Annotated in this window: 19 protein-coding genes; 10 read left to right on the top strand and 9 right to left on the bottom strand. The window is 60.8% G+C overall.

The features are described from left to right. Positions 1-2: 2 nt before the first annotated feature. Genes L5849_RS00775 through rpoD form a run of 3 tightly spaced genes read left to right on the top strand, consistent with a single transcriptional unit; the run spans position 3 to position 4,639 of the window. Positions 3-695: a hypothetical protein gene (locus L5849_RS00775; protein ID WP_236923897.1), complete on the top strand. Its 693-nt coding sequence runs from the start codon at positions 3-5 to the stop codon at positions 693-695. Positions 696-731: 36 nt separating this feature from the next. Then, positions 732-2,588, top strand: coding sequence for a DNA primase (gene dnaG / locus L5849_RS00770; protein WP_115416694.1), 1,857 nt, complete (start codon positions 732-734; stop codon positions 2,586-2,588). Between the two features lie 53 nt (positions 2,589-2,641). Then, positions 2,642-4,639 carry an RNA polymerase sigma factor RpoD gene (gene rpoD, locus L5849_RS00765; protein WP_236923896.1) on the top strand — a complete coding sequence of 666 codons (1,998 nt, stop codon included), beginning with the start codon at positions 2,642-2,644 and terminating at the stop codon, positions 4,637-4,639. 27 nt (positions 4,640-4,666) lie between these two features. On the opposite strand, the gene L5849_RS00760 is transcribed toward rpoD, so the two are convergent. Further along, a complete protein-coding gene (locus L5849_RS00760; RefSeq protein WP_236923894.1) occupies positions 4,667-5,902 on the bottom strand; it encodes an EAL domain-containing protein in 1,236 nt (411 codons plus the stop codon). Positions 5,903-6,019: 117 nt separating this feature from the next. Here L5849_RS00760 and L5849_RS00755 point away from each other — a divergent pair, with 117 nt between their 5' ends. From L5849_RS00755 to L5849_RS00735, 5 genes are read left to right on the top strand one after another with little or no spacing between them, the layout of a single operon-like run. Beyond that, entirely contained in the window at positions 6,020-6,475 is a 456-nt protein-coding gene (locus L5849_RS00755) for an RpiB/LacA/LacB family sugar-phosphate isomerase (RefSeq protein ID WP_236923893.1), read from the top strand. Positions 6,476-6,512: 37 nt separating this feature from the next. After that, positions 6,513-7,790: a serine hydroxymethyltransferase gene (gene glyA, locus L5849_RS00750; RefSeq protein ID WP_174223775.1), complete on the top strand. Its 1,278-nt coding sequence runs from the start codon at positions 6,513-6,515 to the stop codon at positions 7,788-7,790. Positions 7,791-7,801: 11 nt separating this feature from the next. Beyond that, positions 7,802-8,026: a hypothetical protein gene (locus L5849_RS00745; RefSeq protein WP_115416689.1), complete on the top strand. Its 225-nt coding sequence runs from the start codon at positions 7,802-7,804 to the stop codon at positions 8,024-8,026. After that, a complete protein-coding gene (nrdR, locus tag L5849_RS00740) occupies positions 8,027-8,497 on the top strand; it encodes a transcriptional regulator NrdR (RefSeq protein ID WP_236923891.1) in 471 nt (156 codons plus the stop codon). Further along, the gene (locus tag L5849_RS00735; RefSeq protein ID WP_236923889.1) at positions 8,484-9,212 is read left to right on the top strand and encodes an RNA methyltransferase; all 729 of its coding nucleotides are present in this window, start codon (positions 8,484-8,486) and stop codon (positions 9,210-9,212) included. Before nrdR ends, L5849_RS00735 begins: the two co-directional genes overlap by 14 nt. On the opposite strand, the gene L5849_RS00730 is transcribed toward L5849_RS00735, so the two are convergent. Then, positions 9,202-9,513: a chorismate mutase gene (locus tag L5849_RS00730; protein ID WP_236923888.1), complete on the bottom strand. Its 312-nt coding sequence runs from the start codon at positions 9,511-9,513 to the stop codon at positions 9,202-9,204. The genes L5849_RS00735 and L5849_RS00730 overlap by 11 nt on opposite strands. Positions 9,514-9,718: 205 nt before the next feature. Between L5849_RS00730 and rpsD the strand changes: the two genes are divergently transcribed. Both rpsD and L5849_RS00720 read left to right on the top strand, forming a co-directional pair. After that, positions 9,719-10,333 carry a 30S ribosomal protein S4 gene (gene rpsD / locus L5849_RS00725; RefSeq protein ID WP_115416685.1) on the top strand — a complete coding sequence of 205 codons (615 nt, stop codon included), beginning with the start codon at positions 9,719-9,721 and terminating at the stop codon, positions 10,331-10,333. A gap of 112 nt (positions 10,334-10,445) precedes the next feature. Next, on the top strand, positions 10,446-11,078 hold the full coding sequence (locus L5849_RS00720; RefSeq protein WP_236923887.1) for an NAD(P)H-dependent oxidoreductase: 633 nt from the start codon (positions 10,446-10,448) through the stop codon (positions 11,076-11,078). A gap of 227 nt (positions 11,079-11,305) precedes the next feature. Here L5849_RS00720 and L5849_RS00715 read toward each other — a convergent pair whose 3' ends face one another. From L5849_RS00715 to L5849_RS00685, 7 genes are all read right to left on the bottom strand, one after another. Then, entirely contained in the window at positions 11,306-13,309 is a 2,004-nt protein-coding gene (locus L5849_RS00715; RefSeq protein WP_236923886.1) for a S9 family peptidase, read from the bottom strand. A gap of 251 nt (positions 13,310-13,560) precedes the next feature. After that, positions 13,561-14,322, bottom strand: a complete 762-nt coding sequence (locus L5849_RS00710; protein WP_236923885.1) for a M50 family metallopeptidase — start codon at positions 14,320-14,322, stop codon at positions 13,561-13,563. 25 nt (positions 14,323-14,347) lie between these two features. Next, positions 14,348-15,472 carry a tRNA guanosine(34) transglycosylase Tgt gene (tgt, locus tag L5849_RS00705; RefSeq protein WP_236923884.1) on the bottom strand — a complete coding sequence of 375 codons (1,125 nt, stop codon included), beginning with the start codon at positions 15,470-15,472 and terminating at the stop codon, positions 14,348-14,350. A 2-nt stretch (positions 15,473-15,474) separates the two neighbouring features. Further along, positions 15,475-16,422, bottom strand: a complete 948-nt coding sequence (locus L5849_RS00700) for a YdiY family protein (protein ID WP_236923883.1) — start codon at positions 16,420-16,422, stop codon at positions 15,475-15,477. A gap of 91 nt (positions 16,423-16,513) precedes the next feature. Further along, positions 16,514-17,074 carry an outer membrane protein gene (locus L5849_RS00695; protein WP_236923882.1) on the bottom strand — a complete coding sequence of 187 codons (561 nt, stop codon included), beginning with the start codon at positions 17,072-17,074 and terminating at the stop codon, positions 16,514-16,516. Between the two features lie 104 nt (positions 17,075-17,178). Beyond that, the gene (locus L5849_RS00690) at positions 17,179-17,943 is read right to left on the bottom strand and encodes an ABC transporter permease (RefSeq protein ID WP_236923881.1); all 765 of its coding nucleotides are present in this window, start codon (positions 17,941-17,943) and stop codon (positions 17,179-17,181) included. Further along, positions 17,940-18,881: an ABC transporter ATP-binding protein gene (locus L5849_RS00685; RefSeq protein WP_236923880.1), complete on the bottom strand. Its 942-nt coding sequence runs from the start codon at positions 18,879-18,881 to the stop codon at positions 17,940-17,942. Before L5849_RS00685 ends, L5849_RS00690 begins: the two co-directional genes overlap by 4 nt. Between the last annotated feature and the right edge of the window lie 6 nt (positions 18,882-18,887).

Below are 18,887 nucleotides of genomic sequence, written 5' to 3'. Positions count from 1 at the left end.
TAATGCGCCTCGCGTCCCTTGCCCTACCCGGGGTTATGTTTGCCCTCGCCTCGTGCGGCTCTCCCGAGCCGGAGCCCGCGCCCACCCCGACCCCGACCGTCGCCGCACCGCGCACCCTCGTCGGCGCAGATCTCGATCTGTCGACGCTCGGTGCGAGGATCGCCGGGCCGCAAGGATCGGAGGTCGAAACTGTCCTCAGCGCACGCAACCGCCAGGTCGGTACGCTGGTAAGCTACGTCGCCTGCCCTGCCGGTGTGGAGGAGTGCAGGCCTGGCGAGATGTCCGAAGGAACCGTCTACACTTACGTTCATGCGGTCACGCTGGCAGAGGAAAGCGAGTCCGAGGACCCTGCCGAAGGACCCGAAGTGGTCGAGGCCCCACCCACCCTGTTCCGCACGATACGCAAGGCCGCGGGCTTCAACCAGTCGATCGGTTATTCGACCGCCGAAGCCGAGGCCGTGCTGGGCGATCCCGATGCGATCTCGATCAGCAACGATAATGGCAGCCTGATCTGGCGCGTGGTTCGCGGTACCGGATGGAAGCCCGGCGGTACGGTGACCTTCTGGTGGCAATCGACCCTGCCCCCGCAAGGACCGGCAGAATCCTATCTGTTCGAAGTCGACGGCAATCAGGTCGCGGCGACCGGCCCCTTCCCGCCTGAGGATAAGCCTGTGGAGGGCGCCGCCGGGAGCTAGCCGCACCTCTGCGGGTCCGGTAAGGTCTGCGACCTTATGGCCCTGTCTCCCCAATGGCTCGACGAATTGCGCATGCGGACCACGCTTTCCGCCGTGATCGGTCGTACCCTGCGGCTGACCAAGGCGGGGCGCGAGTTCAAGGCCTGCTGCCCGTTCCATAACGAGAAGACACCAAGCTTCTACGTCAATGACGAGAAGGGCTTCTACCATTGCTTCGGCTGCGAGGCCCATGGCGATGCGATCCGCTGGCTGACCGACCAGCGCGGCATGCCCTTTATGGATGCGGTGAAGGAACTGGCCGCCGAGGCCGGGATGGAGGTCCCCGCCCCCGACCCTCAAGCCGCGAAGCGAGCGGAAAAACGCGCCAGCCTGCACGATGTGACTGCTGCCGCGCAGGAGTGGTTCGAGAGCAATTTGCGGGGGACCGAAGGCGTGCAGGCACGCGGCTATCTCGGGCGGCGCGGCTTCTCCGATGCGACGATCCGCGAATTCGGCTTCGGTTTCGCGCCTGAAGACCGGCAGGCCCTGAAGCGCGCGCTGAGCAAATTTGAGGAGCCCATGCTGATCGAAGCGGGCATGCGGATCGCGGTCGAGGACAAGGAACCCTACGACCGGTTTCGCGGACGGCTGATGTTGCCGATCCACGACACGCGCGGCCGCGTGATTGCATTCGGCGGGCGCATTCTCGACAGCGAGGCCAATTCCAAGGCGCCGAAATACCTCAACAGCCCCGACACACCGCTCTTCGACAAGGGCCGCACGCTATACAATCTCCACCGCGCCGCGCCCGCTGCGCGCCAGAGCGGTCGGATGATCGTGGTCGAAGGCTATATGGACGCGATCGCGCTTGCCAATGCGGGTATCCGGGAAGCGGTTGCTCCGCTCGGCACGGCCCTGACCGAAAACCAGATCGAGCTGCTGTGGCGGCAGGTCGAACGGCCGATCCTTTGTTTCGATGGCGACAATGCCGGTCAGCGCGCCGCCATGCGGGCGATATCGCGCGCGCTGCCGATGCTGCGGCCCGGCCATTCGCTGGCGATCGTGCGCCTTCCGGCCGGGCTCGACCCGGACGATCTCATCCGCGAGAAAGGTGTCGGCGCGCTTGAGGAATTGCTCGCGCATCCTACGAGTCTGCTCGATACGCTTTGGGAGTTCGAAAAAGCGGCGGCCCCGCTCGACTCCCCGGAGGAGAAAGCGGGCCTCAAAGCGCGCCTTCTCGGCCATGTCGACAGCATCCAGCACCCCGATATCGGTCCGCTCTACAAACGCGAACTGCTCGAACGCTTCTCGGCCTTCGCCTTCCCGCCCCGCCCACAACGCGAATTCCGGTCTCGCGGAGACTGGAAGAAGGGGCAATTCAAACAGCCCGCACCGACTCTGTCGCCGGAGGCCCGAGACAGCCTTACCCGCGCGATGGGCGGTGGTGCGCGCGATTCGCTGACCCGCGCGGTGATTGCCGGGTTGGTCAAATATCCCGACCAGATCCTGCGCCACGAAGAAGCGCTCTCCGAACTGGCCAGGCGTGACCAAAATGTCGGTCCGGCGCTCGATTCACTTCTCGAAGCCGCAGAGACGCTTGATTTGTCCGCGCAATCGACCATATCGCTCGAACGAGGCCTTCCCGCCCCACCGGCAAAAGCTCATTTCGCCTTCCTCGATGAAGGCACCGACCCGGGTGATGCGCGCGAGGATCTGGCCGAGGCCGTATCGCTGCTGGTCGAAAGACCGGCGCTAGAGGCTGCGCTTGGCGCGGCCACGGTGCGTTTCGAACGCGATCCGGAAGGCTCTATCGCCGAACAGGCCCGATTGCGCGAGCGGTTGCTGGCACTAAACGAGCGGTTGAAGCGTTTCGGTCGCAGGAAAGCCGCGGCAGACGGCGAATCGGATACTTGATCTTGGCGGGATCGCGACCCGCCCAAAGCGAATAGACTGGATTTGAAATCTCTATGGCCACCAAGTCGAAGACCAAGGACGATGGCGACGCTCCCCTGATCGATCTCAACGAGGCGTCGGTCAAGAAGCTCATCACCAAGGCTAAGAAAAAGGGTTACGTCACATATGACGAGCTCAACGACGCCCTGCCTCAAGGCGAGATGAGTTCGGACCAGATCGAGGATATCCAGTCCGCCCTCTCCGACATGGGCGTGCAGATCGTCGAAAACGACGAGGAAGCCGAGGCGGCTGCGGAAGAAGCAGCCGAGGTCGAGGAAATCGCGACCGACGACAAGAAGACCAAGGCAGCGGCAAAGCCGGCTGCCAAAAAGACCGCCACTGGCGAGCGTACCGACGATCCGGTGCGTATGTATCTGCGCGAAATGGGCGCGGTCGAGCTGCTCAGCCGCGAGGGCGAGATCGCGATTGCCAAGCGGATCGAGGCCGGCCGCGACATGATGATCATGGGCCTGTGCCAGAGCCCGATCACCTTCCACGCAATCATCCAGTGGTCCGAAGCGCTGAACGCCGAGGAGATGCAGCTACGCGAAATCCTCGATCTCGATGCCATGCTGTCGAAGGAACCTCCGCCCGAGAAAATGGCGGAGGAAGAGGAAGACGATGACGGCGAAATTTCGGAAGAAACCGCCGGCCCTTCGATACGCGACGATGAAGGCGACGACAGCGAAGACGAAGACGGCGAAGAGGGTTCGTCCAAGAGCGACGACGACGAGGACGAGGACAACACCATGTCGCTCGCTCAGATGGAGGCCGCACTCAAGCCCGACGCGATCGAACGATTCGCCCGCATCACCGACCTCTTCGGCAAATTCGAGAAGCTCCAGAAAGAGCGCGTCGATGTCATGGCGAAGGGCGATGCTTTCCCGCCCGCCAAGGAAAAGAAATACGAAGCGCTGTCCGAACAGCTTACCGCGGAAGTGGAAAGCGTCCAGTTCCATGCGACGAAGATCGAGTTCCTGGTCGACAACCTCTACGCGTTCAATCGTCGGCTGACCGCACTGGGCGGCCAGATGCTGCGCCTAGCCGAACGTCACAAGGTCAAACGGATCGATTTCCTCGATGCCTATATTGGCAACGAGCTCGACGATAGCTGGCTCAAGGCGCGCGCGAAGAAGGACAAGAAATGGGCCGCCTTCGCCGAGAAGGAAGCAGATGCGGTCGAGCGCATCCGCGCCGAAATTTCCGATATCGCTGCGCAGACCGGCATGGCGCTGGAAGAATTCCGGCGGATCGTCAACAAGGTCCAGAAGGGTGAGCGCGAGGCGCGGATCGCCAAGAAGGAAATGGTCGAGGCGAACCTGCGCCTGGTGATCTCGATCGCCAAGAAATACACCAATCGCGGCCTGCAGTTCCTCGACCTCATTCAGGAAGGCAATATCGGCCTGATGAAGGCGGTCGACAAGTTCGAATACCGCCGTGGCTACAAGTTCAGCACCTACGCGACATGGTGGATCCGTCAGGCGATCACCCGCTCGATCGCCGACCAGGCACGCACGATCCGCATTCCGGTCCACATGATCGAGACGATCAACAAGCTGGTGCGCTGCTCGCGCCAGTTCCTGCACGATCAGGGCCGCGAGCCGACGCCCGAAGAGATGGCGGAGAAGCTCTCCATGCCGCTCGAGAAGGTGCGCAAGGTGATGAAGATCGCCAAGGAACCGATCAGCCTCGAAACGCCGATCGGCGACGAGGAGGATTCGCACCTCGGCGATTTCATCGAGGACAAGAACGCGATCATCCCGGTCGACGCGGCGATCCAGGCCAACCTCAAGGAAACGGTCACCCGCGTCCTTGCCAGCCTGACCCCGCGCGAGGAACGTGTGCTGCGCATGCGCTTCGGCATCGGCATGAATACCGATCACACGCTGGAAGAAGTCGGTCAGCAGTTCTCGGTGACGCGCGAACGTATCCGTCAGATCGAAGCCAAGGCGCTGCGCAAGCTCAAGCATCCGAGCCGCAGCCGCAAGATGCGTTCGTTCCTGGATCAGTAGTGCCGGACGGGGCCGCCTGCGGTCCCGTCAAGCATGCTCCCGCAAATGGCGTGATGCCGCGGCGACCGACATGGGTGCGGCGAAATGGTAGCCTTGGCCGTAATCCACTCCTATGCGGGTCAGCATATCCAGCTCGCTTTGGCATTCGATGCCCTCGGCAATAACCTTGCTACCGATTGCTCCGGCGAAGCTCACGATCGCCTTTGCCAAGGCTTGTCGCGCCAGGTCTTGATGAATGTTCCGGGTCAGACTCATATCGAGCTTCATAAGGTCGGGTGCCAGATCGACGAGGTAGCGCAGCCCTGCATAACCAGCACCGACGTCGTCCACCGCTATGCGCGCGTACTTTGCGATCTCCCTGAGCGAATCGCGCAGCCGTATAAAATCACTAACTTTTTCGTGCTCGGTCAATTCGACCACTATGTTACGAGCGCGATGCTTTTCCAAGAGGGGCGCGATCTCGCCCGAAAGCACGGTCTCCGGCGACGCGTTAATGGAAACATACGCGCCTGGAGGAACATGTTCCACCGTCTCGAGGGCCAGCTCGATCGCCGCCAGCTCAAGCTCGACGCCACGTCCAACCGCAACGGCCTCCGCAAACCATTTGTCGGGACCGCGAGATTGCGCGTCTTCGAAACGCGATAGACACTCGACGCCTACAGCACGCTGCGTTCGCACCTCATGAATCGGTTGTTGTACGATGTTGATCGCACGCCGTCCGATAGCATCAGAAATACTCCGATCGAGCCGCATTGATTGCTCGTCCTCGGCAATCGAACTCTCTATATGCTCGGCTGCGAGCCTTCCGAACGCGCGAAGGACATTCATGTCGCGCTCGGTTACGGTCCTATCGGCTTGTCGGCTGACGCAGCAGAAACTTCCGAAGACCGCTCCGTCGGAAAACCGCAAGGGGACATTCAGGTGGCACCCCACGGGCAGCATGTTGGTGACCGGCAAACTCTTGGCAAGCTCGTAGTCGGCAGCATCCTGAATGAGCTCGGGCAGACGTCCTTCTAGGATATGCCAGCAGAAACTGTCCTCGCGCGGCTCGCGAAAGCCCGCTCCCATCGGCAGGTCAAGATCGGTATCGACGTGCATTAACTCACGCTGATCCCCATCGACGTAGCGTCCGACGAAGGCGATCTCGGCTCCGAGATGTTCACGGGTTGTATGCAATATCCGCTGGATCGATTCACTCTCGACCGCTTCGAACCGCAGGGGGTGCTTTTCCGCAGGTAAGGCAAGCTTGAGACCAGTCGACATGGAATCACACTTAAGCGCGATTGGTTAAAGGACATTTCACGATCACCACAGCTTTTTACCCCTGCCAAAATCCGATTTGCACTGGAAGCTAGGCGTTCGAATCCCTATGCCGCCCCCATGCGTATCGCCATTGCCTCCGACCATGCCGCCATCGACCTCAAGACCGAGCTGCGCGACTGGTTGATCGAGCAGGGTCACGAGGTCGCCGACCTCGGCCCGGAAACCACCGATAGCGTCGATTATCCCGATTTCGGTTACAAGCTGGCGAGCGTCGTTGCAGACGGCACAGCCGAGCGCGGCGTCGCCTTGTGTGGCTCTGGCATCGGCATTTCGATGAGCGTCAATCGCAACCCTGCCGTGCGCTGTGCGCTGGTCTCGGAACCCCTGTCCGCATCCCTCGCGCGCGAACACAATGATGCGAATTGCATCGCCATGGGTGCGCGCCTGACCGGCAGCGACATGGCCAAGGCCTGCCTTACAGCCTTCCTTGAAACCGAATTCGCCGACTCTCTTCCAAACGGAACGGGGCGTCACCAGCGCCGCGTCGACAAGCTTTCCAATCCGGAGATCTGATTTGGCTACCCAGTCCGCCAATACCGACCGCAATCCGATGGACCGCTTCTGGCACGATACGCTTGCCGAGGCCGATCCCGAGATCCACGCTGCGATCCGCAAGGAACTCGCGCGCCAGCAGGATAAGATCGAACTGATCGCAAGCGAGAACATCGCTTCGAGTGCTGTGCTCGAAGCCACGGGCTCGGTGTTCACCAACAAATATGCGGAAGGCTATCCGGGCAAGCGCTATTATGGCGGCTGCGACTATGCCGATGTGATCGAAACACTGGCCATCGAACGCGCCAAGCAACTGTTCGGCTGTAACTTCGCCAACGTCCAGCCCAACTCTGGCAGCCAGATGAACCAAGCGGTCTTCCTCGCGCTGCTACAACCGGGCGATACCTTCATGGGGCTCGATCTCAATTCGGGCGGGCACCTCACCCATGGCTCGCCGGTCAATATGAGCGGCAAGTGGTTCAATCCGGTGAGCTACGGCGTACGCAAGGATGACGAACTGATCGACATGGACGAGGTCATGGCGATCGCGAAAGCCAACAAGCCCAAGCTCATCATTGCTGGCGGCACTGCCTATTCGCGCGTGTGGGACTGGGAAGCCTTTCGCAGGGTGGCGGACGAGGTCGGCGCCTATCTGATGGTCGACATGAGCCACATTTCGGGCCTTGTTGCCGGCGGAGCGCATCCTAACCCTTTCCCCCATGCGCATATCGTCACCACCACGACCCACAAGAGCTTGCGCGGTCCGCGTTCGGGCGTGATCCTGTGGGACGACGAAGAGCTGACCAAGCCGATCAATATGGCGGTATTCCCCGGCATGCAGGGTGGCCCGCTGATGCACGTGGTCGCTGCCAAGGCGGTCGCATTCGGTGAAGCGCTGCGCCCGGATTTCAAGGACTATGCGCACCGCGTCGTCGAAAACGCGCGTGCGTTGGCGGAAGGCATCGAAGCAAACGGGCTGCGGGTCGTTTCGGGCGGGACCGACAATCATTCGATGCTGGTCGATCTCACCGCCAAGGATGTCACGGGCAAGGCGGCCGAAGCCGGTCTCGACCGCGCCTGGCTGACCTGCAACAAGAACGGTATTCCGTACGACACCCGCAGCCCCTTCGTGACCAGCGGCATTCGCCTGGGCACCCCGGCGGGCACCACCCGGGGCTTCGGCCCCGAGGAATTCCGTCGGATTGGCGCGCTGATCTGCGAAGTGGTAGATGGGTTGTCGCGCAATGGCCCCGAAGGTGACGGACAGGTCGAAGAGCGGGTGCGCGGCGAGGTCGCCGAGCTCTGCGCTGCCTTCCCCGTCTATCCGGGCCGCTGAGGAGACGAGCGATGGACGATAAAGAACCGCAGCATCAGGATCACGATCTGGTTTCCGACGCGGGTGCGGAAATCAAGGGCATGGCGAAGGAGGGACTCAGTCACCCTTCGACCAAGCCGGTGCTGACAGGCGCCGCCGTCGGCGCCCTGGCCGGCGGGATACTCCCCGTGGTGACATGGCCGCTTGGTCTTGTCGCAGGCGCTGGCTTCATGCTCTACAAGCGCCTGCGACCGTAAATGCGTTGCCCTTTCTGCGCCCATGACGACAGCCAGGTAAAGGACAGTCGTCCGACCGAGGATTCGACCTCGATTCGTCGTCGTCGTCAATGCTCGAGCTGCGGCGCCCGGTTCACAACTTTCGAACGCGTGCAACTGCGCGAAGTGACCGTGGTCAAGAGTGGCAACCGGCGCGAAAGTTTCGATCGAAGCAAGCTGGAGCAATCGATCGCGCTCGCTTGCCGCAAGCGCGATGTGCCCCAGGAGAGGATCGACCAGCTTGTCAGCGGTATCCAAAGACAAGTGGAAACCGCCGGAGAGGCTGAAATCCCTTCGCAGCGCATCGGCGAAATGGTTATGGACGGGCTGCGGGGTCTCGACAGCGTGGCCTATATCCGCTTCGCCAGCGTCTATCGGGACTTCAGCGAGGCTCGCGATTTCGAGGAATTCGCCAGCACGGTGCAGGAAGCGGCCGCCCATGAGCGCGGCTGAGACCCGCAAACCGATAATCGTTCTCGTCAGGCCGCAACTGGGCGAGAACATCGGCAAGGCCGCTCGCGCCATGCTCAATTTCGGGCTTGTCGAAATGCGCCTCGTCGAACCCCGCGACGGGTGGCCCAATCCCTCGGCGGGTCCGGCCGCCGCAGGCGCGGATGTCGTTCTGAATCAGGCCCGCGTATATGCCACCACTGCCGAGGCCGTTGCCGATTGCGCGCATGTCTACGCAACCACGGTTCGCAAACGCGGGGTCACCAAGCCCGTCGTCACTCCGGAAGAGGCAAGCCGGGAGATGGCCGCAGCACAGGGCCGCAGCGCAATCCTTTTCGGCCCGGAACGGTCGGGGCTGGAAACCGAAGACGTCGCCCTTGCCCGCGCCATCCTGACCGTCCCGATCAATCCGGAATTCGGATCGCTCAATCTGGCGCAGGCGGTAATTCTATGCGCTTACGAGTGGTCCAGGCACGAGGAACTGGTGCAGCCGCCGCAGGAAGACCTCCTCCCGCCGGCACCGCAGGGGGAACTCGACGGCCTGATCGGGCATCTCGAACGCCTGTTGGAGCCAAAGGGCTATTTTCTGCCCGAAGCCCGCGCCGAAGCAACCCGCCGGACCCTGCGGGGTGTCCTCACCAAGCCGGGCTGGAACCATCTGGAGGTGCGAACCCTGCGCGGTGTATTGTCCAGTTTGGAACGCGAACCTAAGTCCTGATCCGGTCCCATTCGACCAATTCGTAGGCGATCGAGGTTTCGACCAGATCGTCCCAAATTCGCTTAAGCTCTTCTGCTGGCAGCCCGCGGCGCTCGGCATCCGCCCGTGCGTTTTCGATCACCTCGGCCTTGCGGGCTTCGTCACGCACCACGTTGCGATCCGGCTTGATCCGGGCGGCGGCGCGCATATAGCCGAACCGACGGTCGAGCAATTCCATCAACTCACGGTCTGTCTGGTCCACCCCGATCCGTACTTCCGCCATGTTCGTGCAGGTCTCGGGCAGTTTGAAAATGTCATTCATGGCGCAGCGCCCTGCCCCGCTTGAACGTACTTGTCGAGCGCCTATCTTACCGCTTGACGCGCTGCGCAATATTGCTAGGAGCGCGCCTTCGCGAATTGGCTCCGCACCCCGGTGAAGCGGTAGCCGCGCTGGAACACTTTCCAGCGGTGCGATGCCGGGTTGGATGGCCGCCATTGGGTGGCTCAGCAAATTGAAGGAAAGACCTATGTCGAAGCGCAAGAGCGCCAAGTACAAACTCGACCGCCGGATGGGTGAAAACATCTGGGGTCGTCCGAATTCCCCGGTCAACAAGCGTTCCTACGGTCCCGGCCAGCACGGTCAGCGCCGCAAGAGCAAGATGAGTGACTTCGGTCTGCAGCTTCGCGCCAAGCAGAAGCTCAAGGGCTATTACGGCGACGTGACCGAGAAGCAGTTCAAGCGCACCTACAAGGAAGCGTCGGCCATGAAGGGCGATACCGGTCAGAACCTGATCGGGCTGCTCGAACAGCGCCTCGACATGGTCGTGTATCGCGCCAAGTTTGCGCCGACCATCTTCTCCGCCCGCCAGATCGTGAGCCATGGCCACATCTACCTCAACGGCGTGAAGACCAACATCGCGTCGGCCCGCGTCAAGGTCGGCGACGTCGTCAGCCTCGGCAAGAAAGCCCAGGAAATGGCGCTGGTCATCGAAGCGCAGAGCCTGCCCGAGCGTGACATTCCCGACTACGTCGCGCCCGACGGCAACGACAAGGTGACCTTCACCCGCGTGCCGAAGCTCGACGAAGTGCCCTACCCGGTCACTATGGAACCGAACCTCGTGGTCGAGTTCTACTCGCGCTAAACCGCGAAATCCGCGACACGAAAAAGGCGGTTCCTTGCGGAGCCGCCTTTTTCTTTTGTCCGACGCAAATCGGTGCGAGAAGCGGTCAATCGCTGCTCGGGAGTGTCCGACGATGAAGATTCTGCTGCTCGACGGACATCCCGACCGTGACCGGTTTTCGTCCCATTTGCTCGATCTCTATCGGCAAGCCTTGCCCCCTGACGTCGACGTGGAGGTGGTCGCCATCCGCGACATCACATTCACGCCCATCCTGCGTCACGGTTACGTCCGTAGAACCGAATGGGAACCAGGGTTGCGAACACTCGCGGCCAAACTCGATGCCTGCGATCACCTTGTTGTCGCCTTTCCCATGTGGTGGGGAAGTGAACCGGCAGAACTCAAAGGGTTGCTTGATCGCCTATTCCTGCCCGGCTTCACTTTCGCCTATCGCGAAGGCAGCTCCTTGTGGGACAAGCTGATGGCCGGACGCTCGGCCGATGTCATCGCGACGATGGACACGCCGCCTCTGTTCCTGCGTCTGATGTATGGGAATGCCTTGGTGAAGCGCTGGAAACGACAGGTGCTCGGATTTTGCGGCTTCAAACCCGTTCGCGTATTGGCATGCGGGCCGATCAAGAACGGAGCTTGGGAGAAAGGCCTTCCGAAATGGCGCCGAAAGATCGAACGCATGGCGCGCTCGATCTCGCAGGCAAAGCCGCAAGAGAAGCGCGCAAGGCTTCCGGACTTCCTTGAGCGACAACGTTAGTGCGCCGAAGGGGACGCTGACCGCCCTCGAAACGTGGCCCCACATTCCCGGTTATCCCATGCTTGCGCCCGATACCTTGTCGAAGTCCGCAAACCCTGCGTGCGGCGGGGCAAGAAGCTGCCCGTCAAAGATCGCCCCATGCGAGCCTGCAAGCGCCACGATAGGGAGAGGGGTTTCATGCAAGACCACCCTCTCCTGCTACGGCCAGGTCTCGAAATCCAATTCGCCTAGCCACCCAACGCCTTGGTCAGAAATGCGTCGATCTCCAGCAGCATTTCCGTCCTTACTTTACTGTCGGACAGGTTGTGCTGGAGGTCCTCGTATTCACTGTAGCTGACCTGTTTCCCGGCTTTGCGCAGTTCTCGTGCCATGGCACGAGAGTGCCGCACATCGACATTGAGATCGAGTGTTCCATGAAACAGCGCGACCGGTGCTGAGAATTTTTCCGCGTGTCGCAGCGGGCTGCCTGCATCGATATGCGGGCCTTCACCGATGAAGCGGCTCACGACGCGGGAATTGGTATATCCGCGCGCGTCCTCGCGGAGATATTTGAGATCGGTAACCGGTGCGATTGCAACAACCGCCTTGAACAGTTCGGGATCGAGCACTTGGGATTGCAGCGCGGCATACCCTCCGTAAGACCAGCCCGCGATGGCAAGCCTTTCCGGATCGGCAATGCCCTGGCTGACAAGCCAGCGACCGGCATCGTTGACATCGCCGATCGCGACATCCCAGGCTTTGAAGCCATTCCGGCCATACCACGCTTCACCATAACCCGAAGATCCGCGGTAATTCGGCTGTAGAACAGCATACCCCCGCGCGACGAAGAACTGCACGATCCAGTCGAACCCCCACTCATCGCGAGCGGATGGTCCCCCGTGTGGCAGGACAATTGCGGGTAGCCCCACGGCTTCTTTCCCGGGTGGCAGTGTGAGATAGCCAGGAATACTGGTCCCATCCGAAGCCGGATAGGCAATCGAAGTCATCGCTCCCATCGTCCGATCGACCAGGTAATCGCGAATCGCGAGAAGCGGTTCGAGGCTCTTTGTTTTCTTGTCGAAAAGATACGAGGTCCCAGGCTGGGTATCGCTGGAAGCGACAATCAACAGCCGGTTTTCATCCGCACTCGCACCGACGATGTTAATGAGCGGCGTCTCCGGCAAGGCTTGCGAGAGACTGCCGGCCAGGGCCTTCAGCTCCTTGTCGAAGTATTCTACCTCGCGCTTTTCCGTGGCGTAACTGGCCCCGACTACCCTGCGCTGGCGACCAATCCTGATCAGCCTGTCCACGTCTACGTCATCCCGTGCGAGCAGCATCCTTCCTTTGGCCGATCCGTCAAGCGTCACTTCGGCCAATGCATCGAAGCCATCACGGGTTACGAACCCAAACGCGACGTCCCTGTCGCTATCGACTGCAACAGCAGTGAAACCGTTGACAGTTTCTCCATCAATAGTGATGTCTTCTAGACGTTTCCAAGCATCGCTATCCTTCGTGCGGTACACATAAGTCTGATCACCCTTGAGTATCCCCCCACCATCGACAAGAGAACGGACTTTTATTCGAACTCTCCCAGTCTGATCTGCGATATAGCGGGTCGCCTCTGCATCGGGCCGCTCCAGCGGGTGGCGGCTGCCGTCGACGACATCGACCAAGTCTACGCCCAACCCCTCTTTTTCATTGGCGGTCCGCGTTCCGGTCGAAAACTCCTTCACATATTCTCGGGTCATCAGGATGTGCCCATCCTTTTCGGCGACGTCCAGGGCAACGATATCGCCGCCATCTTGCCTGTAACCGAGTGCGCTCAAACTGCGCCGCTCAGTCAATGTTCGGAATTCCGACCCGTCGTCATTCACCGCGAACATGCGATCGAACGGCAACAAAAGTCCCCGCTCATTCTGTGACATCGCCCATACCTTGCAGACAAGCCGGGACTCTGTCGCCCACTCGCACTGAGTCATATCGGCCTTGATCTCGGTGTTCCCAGCAATCGTCTTGACCGATGCATCGCCGGAAAGATCGATCACATTCAACACTTCCGAATGCTGCGGCCCCGGTGCAATGAACGCGATTTTATTACCCGATGGCGAAAGGCTGATGTCGAGAACCGACGTACGAACCCCATAGCGCGCGGCTGTTTCTTCGCGGGTTTCTGCTTGGGCGGGCAGGGCAATCGCCGTTCCTCCAAGCGCAAGGAGACTGGCGGCTACGACCGCCTTGGACAGTATCTGCATAATCTTCGACCCTCACATCCTGAATTCTAAAAATAAACACGGGATGGCAGGTCTGACAACCCAATATTTGAAGCAAGTATTATCAGTTTATATGGGCCGCGGTAACCCGAAATTCTGGGATGAAGCAGACCTTGTAGAATTGCATAGTTCGATTGCGGAGTAACTCCATATCTTTGGAAGAAGTTCCCATTCCGTTGATCGATAGATTTCCGGTTCAGCAGTTCGAGAACTGCCGAGGCCCTGGCTATCCATCAATAGCGCCCGGCAATCTGTAGCGACTTCCAGACCATCGCGACAATCGCGATAGTGATCGCCCCGCCCCAGAACCAATATGGCAAGAGCAGCGCTTGCGCGATACGGCCCGTATCCGACAACACGAACTGATCACCGACTACACCTCCCGGGCTGAACAGATAGCCAAGGTCTTGATAGACGCTGACAGCACCCTGGACGCCTAGGAACTCTACCCCGATCCGCTGCCATCGCTCGTTCCCGCGAACCGCAATCGCGAACGCAGCGACTGCGAAGAGCGGCAAAACGATCCACCCGGCAATGGATCGCACCCAGATCACCGTGCTGATCGCCAGTACCAAGCCCAGCACCAGCAAGCCCCATCTGGTTGCGCGGCGGGAGCGCGCGGCGATAATCATCAGGCAACCCGCGATTGTCGGCCCCAGCAGACCCATCGTCGCCACGATCGCCTGCCCGACACCCCCCAACCTGCCCGAATATTCGGCGAAACCCGAACCGTTCGCGTAAATCACGAGCCTATCGAAGTCCGCGCCGAGAGCGGCAGCCGAAAGACCATGCGCCATCTCGTGAAACCACGTCGCGAGCAAAGTGAACGGCATCAATGCCAGCGTTCCGATCTCGGTCTGCCAGGCAATCATCGTCAGCACCGCGAAGGCGACGATATAGCTCTGTTCACGCTGTATGGCCGGTTTCACGTCATCCTCCGCGTAAGGCAGGCCCCATTTGGCTGGAACGACGAGTGGCCGGGGTTTCTCTTTCATCCAGCGAGAGTATCGCCAGATAGGTCTAACGCAAGTAATCCCTGCGAAATTCACGCGCGAACGCGGAAAAGCGCCCCTGCCCGATCGCATCGCGCATCGCATGCATCAACTGCTGGTAGAATGCGATATTGTGTTCGGTCATCAGCATCGCGCCGAGGATTTCCTGCGATTTGACGAGATGGTGAAGATAGGCCCGCGTATAGGTGCTGCAGGTGTCGCAGGCACAACGACTGTCGAGCGGTTCCTGGTCCTCGGCGAAGCGCGCATTGCGCAGGTTTATCGGGCCGTTCCAGGTGAAGGCCTGACCGTTGCGGCCGGATCGGCTCGGCAGGACGCAGTCGAACATGTCTACACCCCGCTCCACCGCGCCGACGAGATCGTCCGGTTTGCCCACCCCCATAAGGTAACGCGGGCGGTCCTGCGGCAATTGGCCGGGCGCGAAATCGAGCGTGGCGAACATCGCCTCCTGCCCCTCGCCCACGGCCAGCCCGCCAATGGCGTAGCCGTCGAAGCCGATGTCGGTGAGTTTGTCGGCGCTGATCTTGCGCAGTTGCTCGTCGAGCGCGCCTTGCTGGATACCGAACAGCGCCGAACGGGCCGCATGCTCGCCACCCGCATCGAAGCCGTCGCGACTGCGCTTTGCCCAGCGCATGCTCATCTCCATGCTGGCGGCGATCTCGTCGCGCGGACGGTCGGCGCGCGGACACTCGTCGAAAGCCATGACGATATCGCTGCCAAGCAGGCACTGGATTTCCATGCTCCGTTCGGGCGTGAGCATGTGCTTCGAGCCGTCGATATGGCTGCGGAACTCGACCCCTTTCTCGGTAAGTTTCCTGAGGTCCGACAGGCTCATCACCTGGTAGCCGCCGCTATCGGTCAGGATCGGGCGCTGCCAGTTCATGAATTTATGGAGCCCGCCAAGCTTCGCCACCCGCTCCGCTCCCGGGCGCAGCATCAGGTGATAGGTATTGCCGAGGATGATGTCGGCGCCGGTCTTGCGCACGGTCTCCGGCTTCATCGCCTTGACGGTGGCTGCCGTCCCGACAGGCATGAAAGCAGGCGTGCGGATATCCCCCCGCTGCATTTCGATACACCCCGTGCGCGCCGCGCCATCGGTTGCCTGTATGGAAAAGGAAAAGCGTTCGGCCATGGTCAGAAACCGTAAATCAATGTCGCGCGGGTGTGCGTATCGGTACTCACTTTTCCGGGCGGAGGGTTGCTGTCATATTCGACCTGATAGGACAGGCGCGAACGCAAGCGATCGCTAACCTGGAAATCCAGACCGGTGACGAGATTGATCGAGGTATTGGCCCTTTCCAGAATGATCGTCGCCTCACCGCCGGTTTCCGCCAGTGCATTGAGATCCTGCGTCAACTTGAGCCGGTCCAGCAATTGCCAGTCGAAATCGAAACCGGCCAGCGCAGCCAGGCTGTTCGAGCTCGTCCCGTCGGTGAATTCGGTCACTCGATAGGCCGGACCGGCCTTGAGCGAAAGCTGGAGTGCCTTACTGTCGACGATCTTGTAGCCGAGCCCGCCAGAAACCGAATAGCGGCCGGAGAAGCCCTGAATCCTGTCACGCTCATACTGCGCGAGACCGTAGGCGAAGATATCGTCATCGAACTGCCAGCGCGGTTCGTATGCGGCAAGGTACTGTTCGCGGTTGGTCGCCCCGTTCTGGCGGCGGTAATCTGCGCGTAGACGAACGAGATGAGTCCAGTCGATGCCCGTGCGCTTAAGCTTGAGCGAGGCCGCGATGCCGACCGATTCCGTATTGCCACTCGACTGGAAGGCCCCAAGCTCGCCCTCCCCGCTCCAGCGCTCGAAGAGGCCCGCATTGCGGATAGCGTGCTGCGCCTTTTCCGCCGCTGCTGCCTCTCTGGCAGCAACGGTGGAGCGAAAGTCGTTCTCGATAGCGTCGATTTCGGCGCGATCTTCTGGCCAAGTATTCCGCGCCAGTTCGATTACCGTGGCCACTTTCGCCTTGTCGCCCGTCGCGATGGCGGCATCGATCATCGCCTGAGCACCTTCGGGCAGTTCGGCCTGGGCGGGTACCCCCGCAAGCAGCGACATAGCTGAGAGGGAAAACAGTACAGTTCGCATGGCGCGCGCGTAGCGGCTCCCTCGCCGCACTGCCACCCCGCAATCGTAGAGAGGCGTCCGGGCCGCTTTTGCGATCCGGACGCCGATATGTTCAGAAGCGAAGGCCGACACCTGCCGTGGCGCGCATGGTATCGAACGAAATCGTGTCGAGGTTGGCGCGGACGAAAGCCTTGCCCACGGGAACGTCGACGCCGATCCCGGCGAGAAAATCGCTTTCGGTATCGTCGAAAGCATCGAAGTTTACCGTATCGTCGTCGATTATCTCGTTATAGTCGACCTTGATCGCCTGATATCCAGCGCGGCCATAGATTTTCACGCCGCCGGGGGCACGGAAACCTAGACGGGCCGATGCGCCGTAATCGCCATCGAGCGCGTCTGTGCCGAAGTTGTAATTCGCTTCGACGCCGGCGAACAGGCTCTGACCGAGGGGGAAATCATATCCTGCGAAAACGCCGAAGATCGGGCTGGAATCGTCGATATCGAGGCCGGGAACGACGGCTTCCACCTCGTCTTCGAGACCGAGGCTGTGCACACCTGCAGAGACGCCGATAAAGCCTTCGCCGGGAACGGCGGCCTGCGCCTGAGCGGCGGAAGGAAGAGCGATTGCAGCGCCCGTTGCGAGTGCTGCGACAAGGAGATTTTTGGTTTTCATTAATGTCCTCATTCGGTTCGCCCGTTGGATACGGGGCGAGAGGGGATGTGTTGCCAGGCGACTTACGGCTTGCTGAATGGATCGGTCAGAAAAGACGAAAAGATTCAGGCGCGCAATCGCCATCCCGTCTTGAAGATATAGGCAATCACTCCGACGCAGACCGCAAGAAAACCCAAAGTGATGGAGAAGCTGATCCAGATGTCGACATCACCCGATCCGTAAAAGGTCCAGCGTAAGCCGCTGACCAGATAGACGATCGGGTTGGCCAGCGCGATCGTGTCCCAAGGCTTGGGCAGCATGTCGATCGAATAGAAGGTTCCGCCAAGGAAGGTCAGCGGGGTCAGGAACAGCATCGGAATGATGCCGAGTTTTTCGAAATTGTCGGCCCATATGCCGAGAATGAAACCGAACAGGCTGAAGGCGGCGGCGACAAGCATGATATAAAAGACCGCCAGGAACGGATGCGCGATCGAGTAATCGACGAACAGGCGGGCAGTCAGCAGGATGATCGTGGCCAGGATCAGGCTCTTGGTCATCGCCGCGCCGACGAAGCCGATGAGAGTTTCAGCCACGCCGACCGGCGCGCTGAGCAATTCGTAGATCGTCCCGGTGAACCGCGGCATATAGATACCGAAGCTGGAATTGCTGGTAGTCTCGCCAAGCAGCGTCAGCATCAGCAGGCCGGGAATGATGAATGCCCCGTAATCCACTCCGCCAAGGTCGGGCATCCGCCCGCCGATCGCAGCACCGAAGACAATGAAGTAGAGGGAGGTCGTCAGTACCGGGGCGAGTACCGACTGGAAGGCGGTGCGCAGGAAACGCATCAGCTCGCGGGTGTAGATCGACCAGGTAGAACGCCAGGAGATCATGCCGCGTCCCCCTCTTCGCCGAGGAACGTGACGAAGATGTCCTCGAGGCTGCTCTCGCGCGTATCGATCCCGGTATAGTCTATACCCGCCGCGATCAGCGCCTTGGTGAGATCCGCGACTTCGGTCTTGCCCTTCCCCGTGCCATCGCCGCCGCGATAGCGCAGAGAGGTACCGCCTTCTTCCAACTCCACCGGGAAACGCGCGATTTGCGGCGGTAGGGAACTTCGCGCTTCGGCAAGCGTGATATGTGCTTCGGTCCGCCCTAGCCGCGCCATCATCGCATCCTTCTCGTCGACCATCAGGAGACGCCCGCGATTTATGATGCCCACGCGATCGGCCATCATCTCCGCCTCTTCGATGTAATGCGTGGTCAGGATGATCGTGACCCCGCGCGAGCGCATCTCGTCGATGATTGCCCACATGCCCTTACGCAGCTCGACATCGACGCCCGCCGTGGGTTCGTCGAGGAACAACAGGTCGGGCTCGTGCGCCAGGGCTTTGGCAATCAATACCCGGCGCTTCATTCCACCCGACAACGCCATGATCCGTTCGTTGCGCTTTTCCCATAGGCTGAGACTGCGCAGGATTTCCTCGATCCGTGCCCTATCGGGAGCAAGGCCGAAAAGCCCACGCGAATAGCTCACCGCCCGGTGAACCGGTTCGAACATGTCGGTGCTGAGTTCCTGCGGAACGAGCGCGATCCGGCTGCGCGCCTTGCGCCAGTCCCTCGCCATGTCGTGACCGAAAGCGCGGATCATCCCCGAGGTCGGACGCACAAGCCCGCAAACCGCGCCGATCAGCGTGGTTTTGCCAGCCCCGTTAGGGCCAAGCAGCGCAAATATCTCACCTTTGCGGATGGTGAGATCGACATCGTCGAGCGCTTTCAGCCCGCCGGGATAGACCTTCGACAGGCCGCTGAGTTCGAGAATCGGCTCCACGTCCTC

It is taken from the genome of Erythrobacter sp. SN021, from assembly GCF_021864455.1.
Note: the sequence above shows the minus strand (reverse complement) of the source record. Positions and strands in the feature narration are given on the sequence as shown.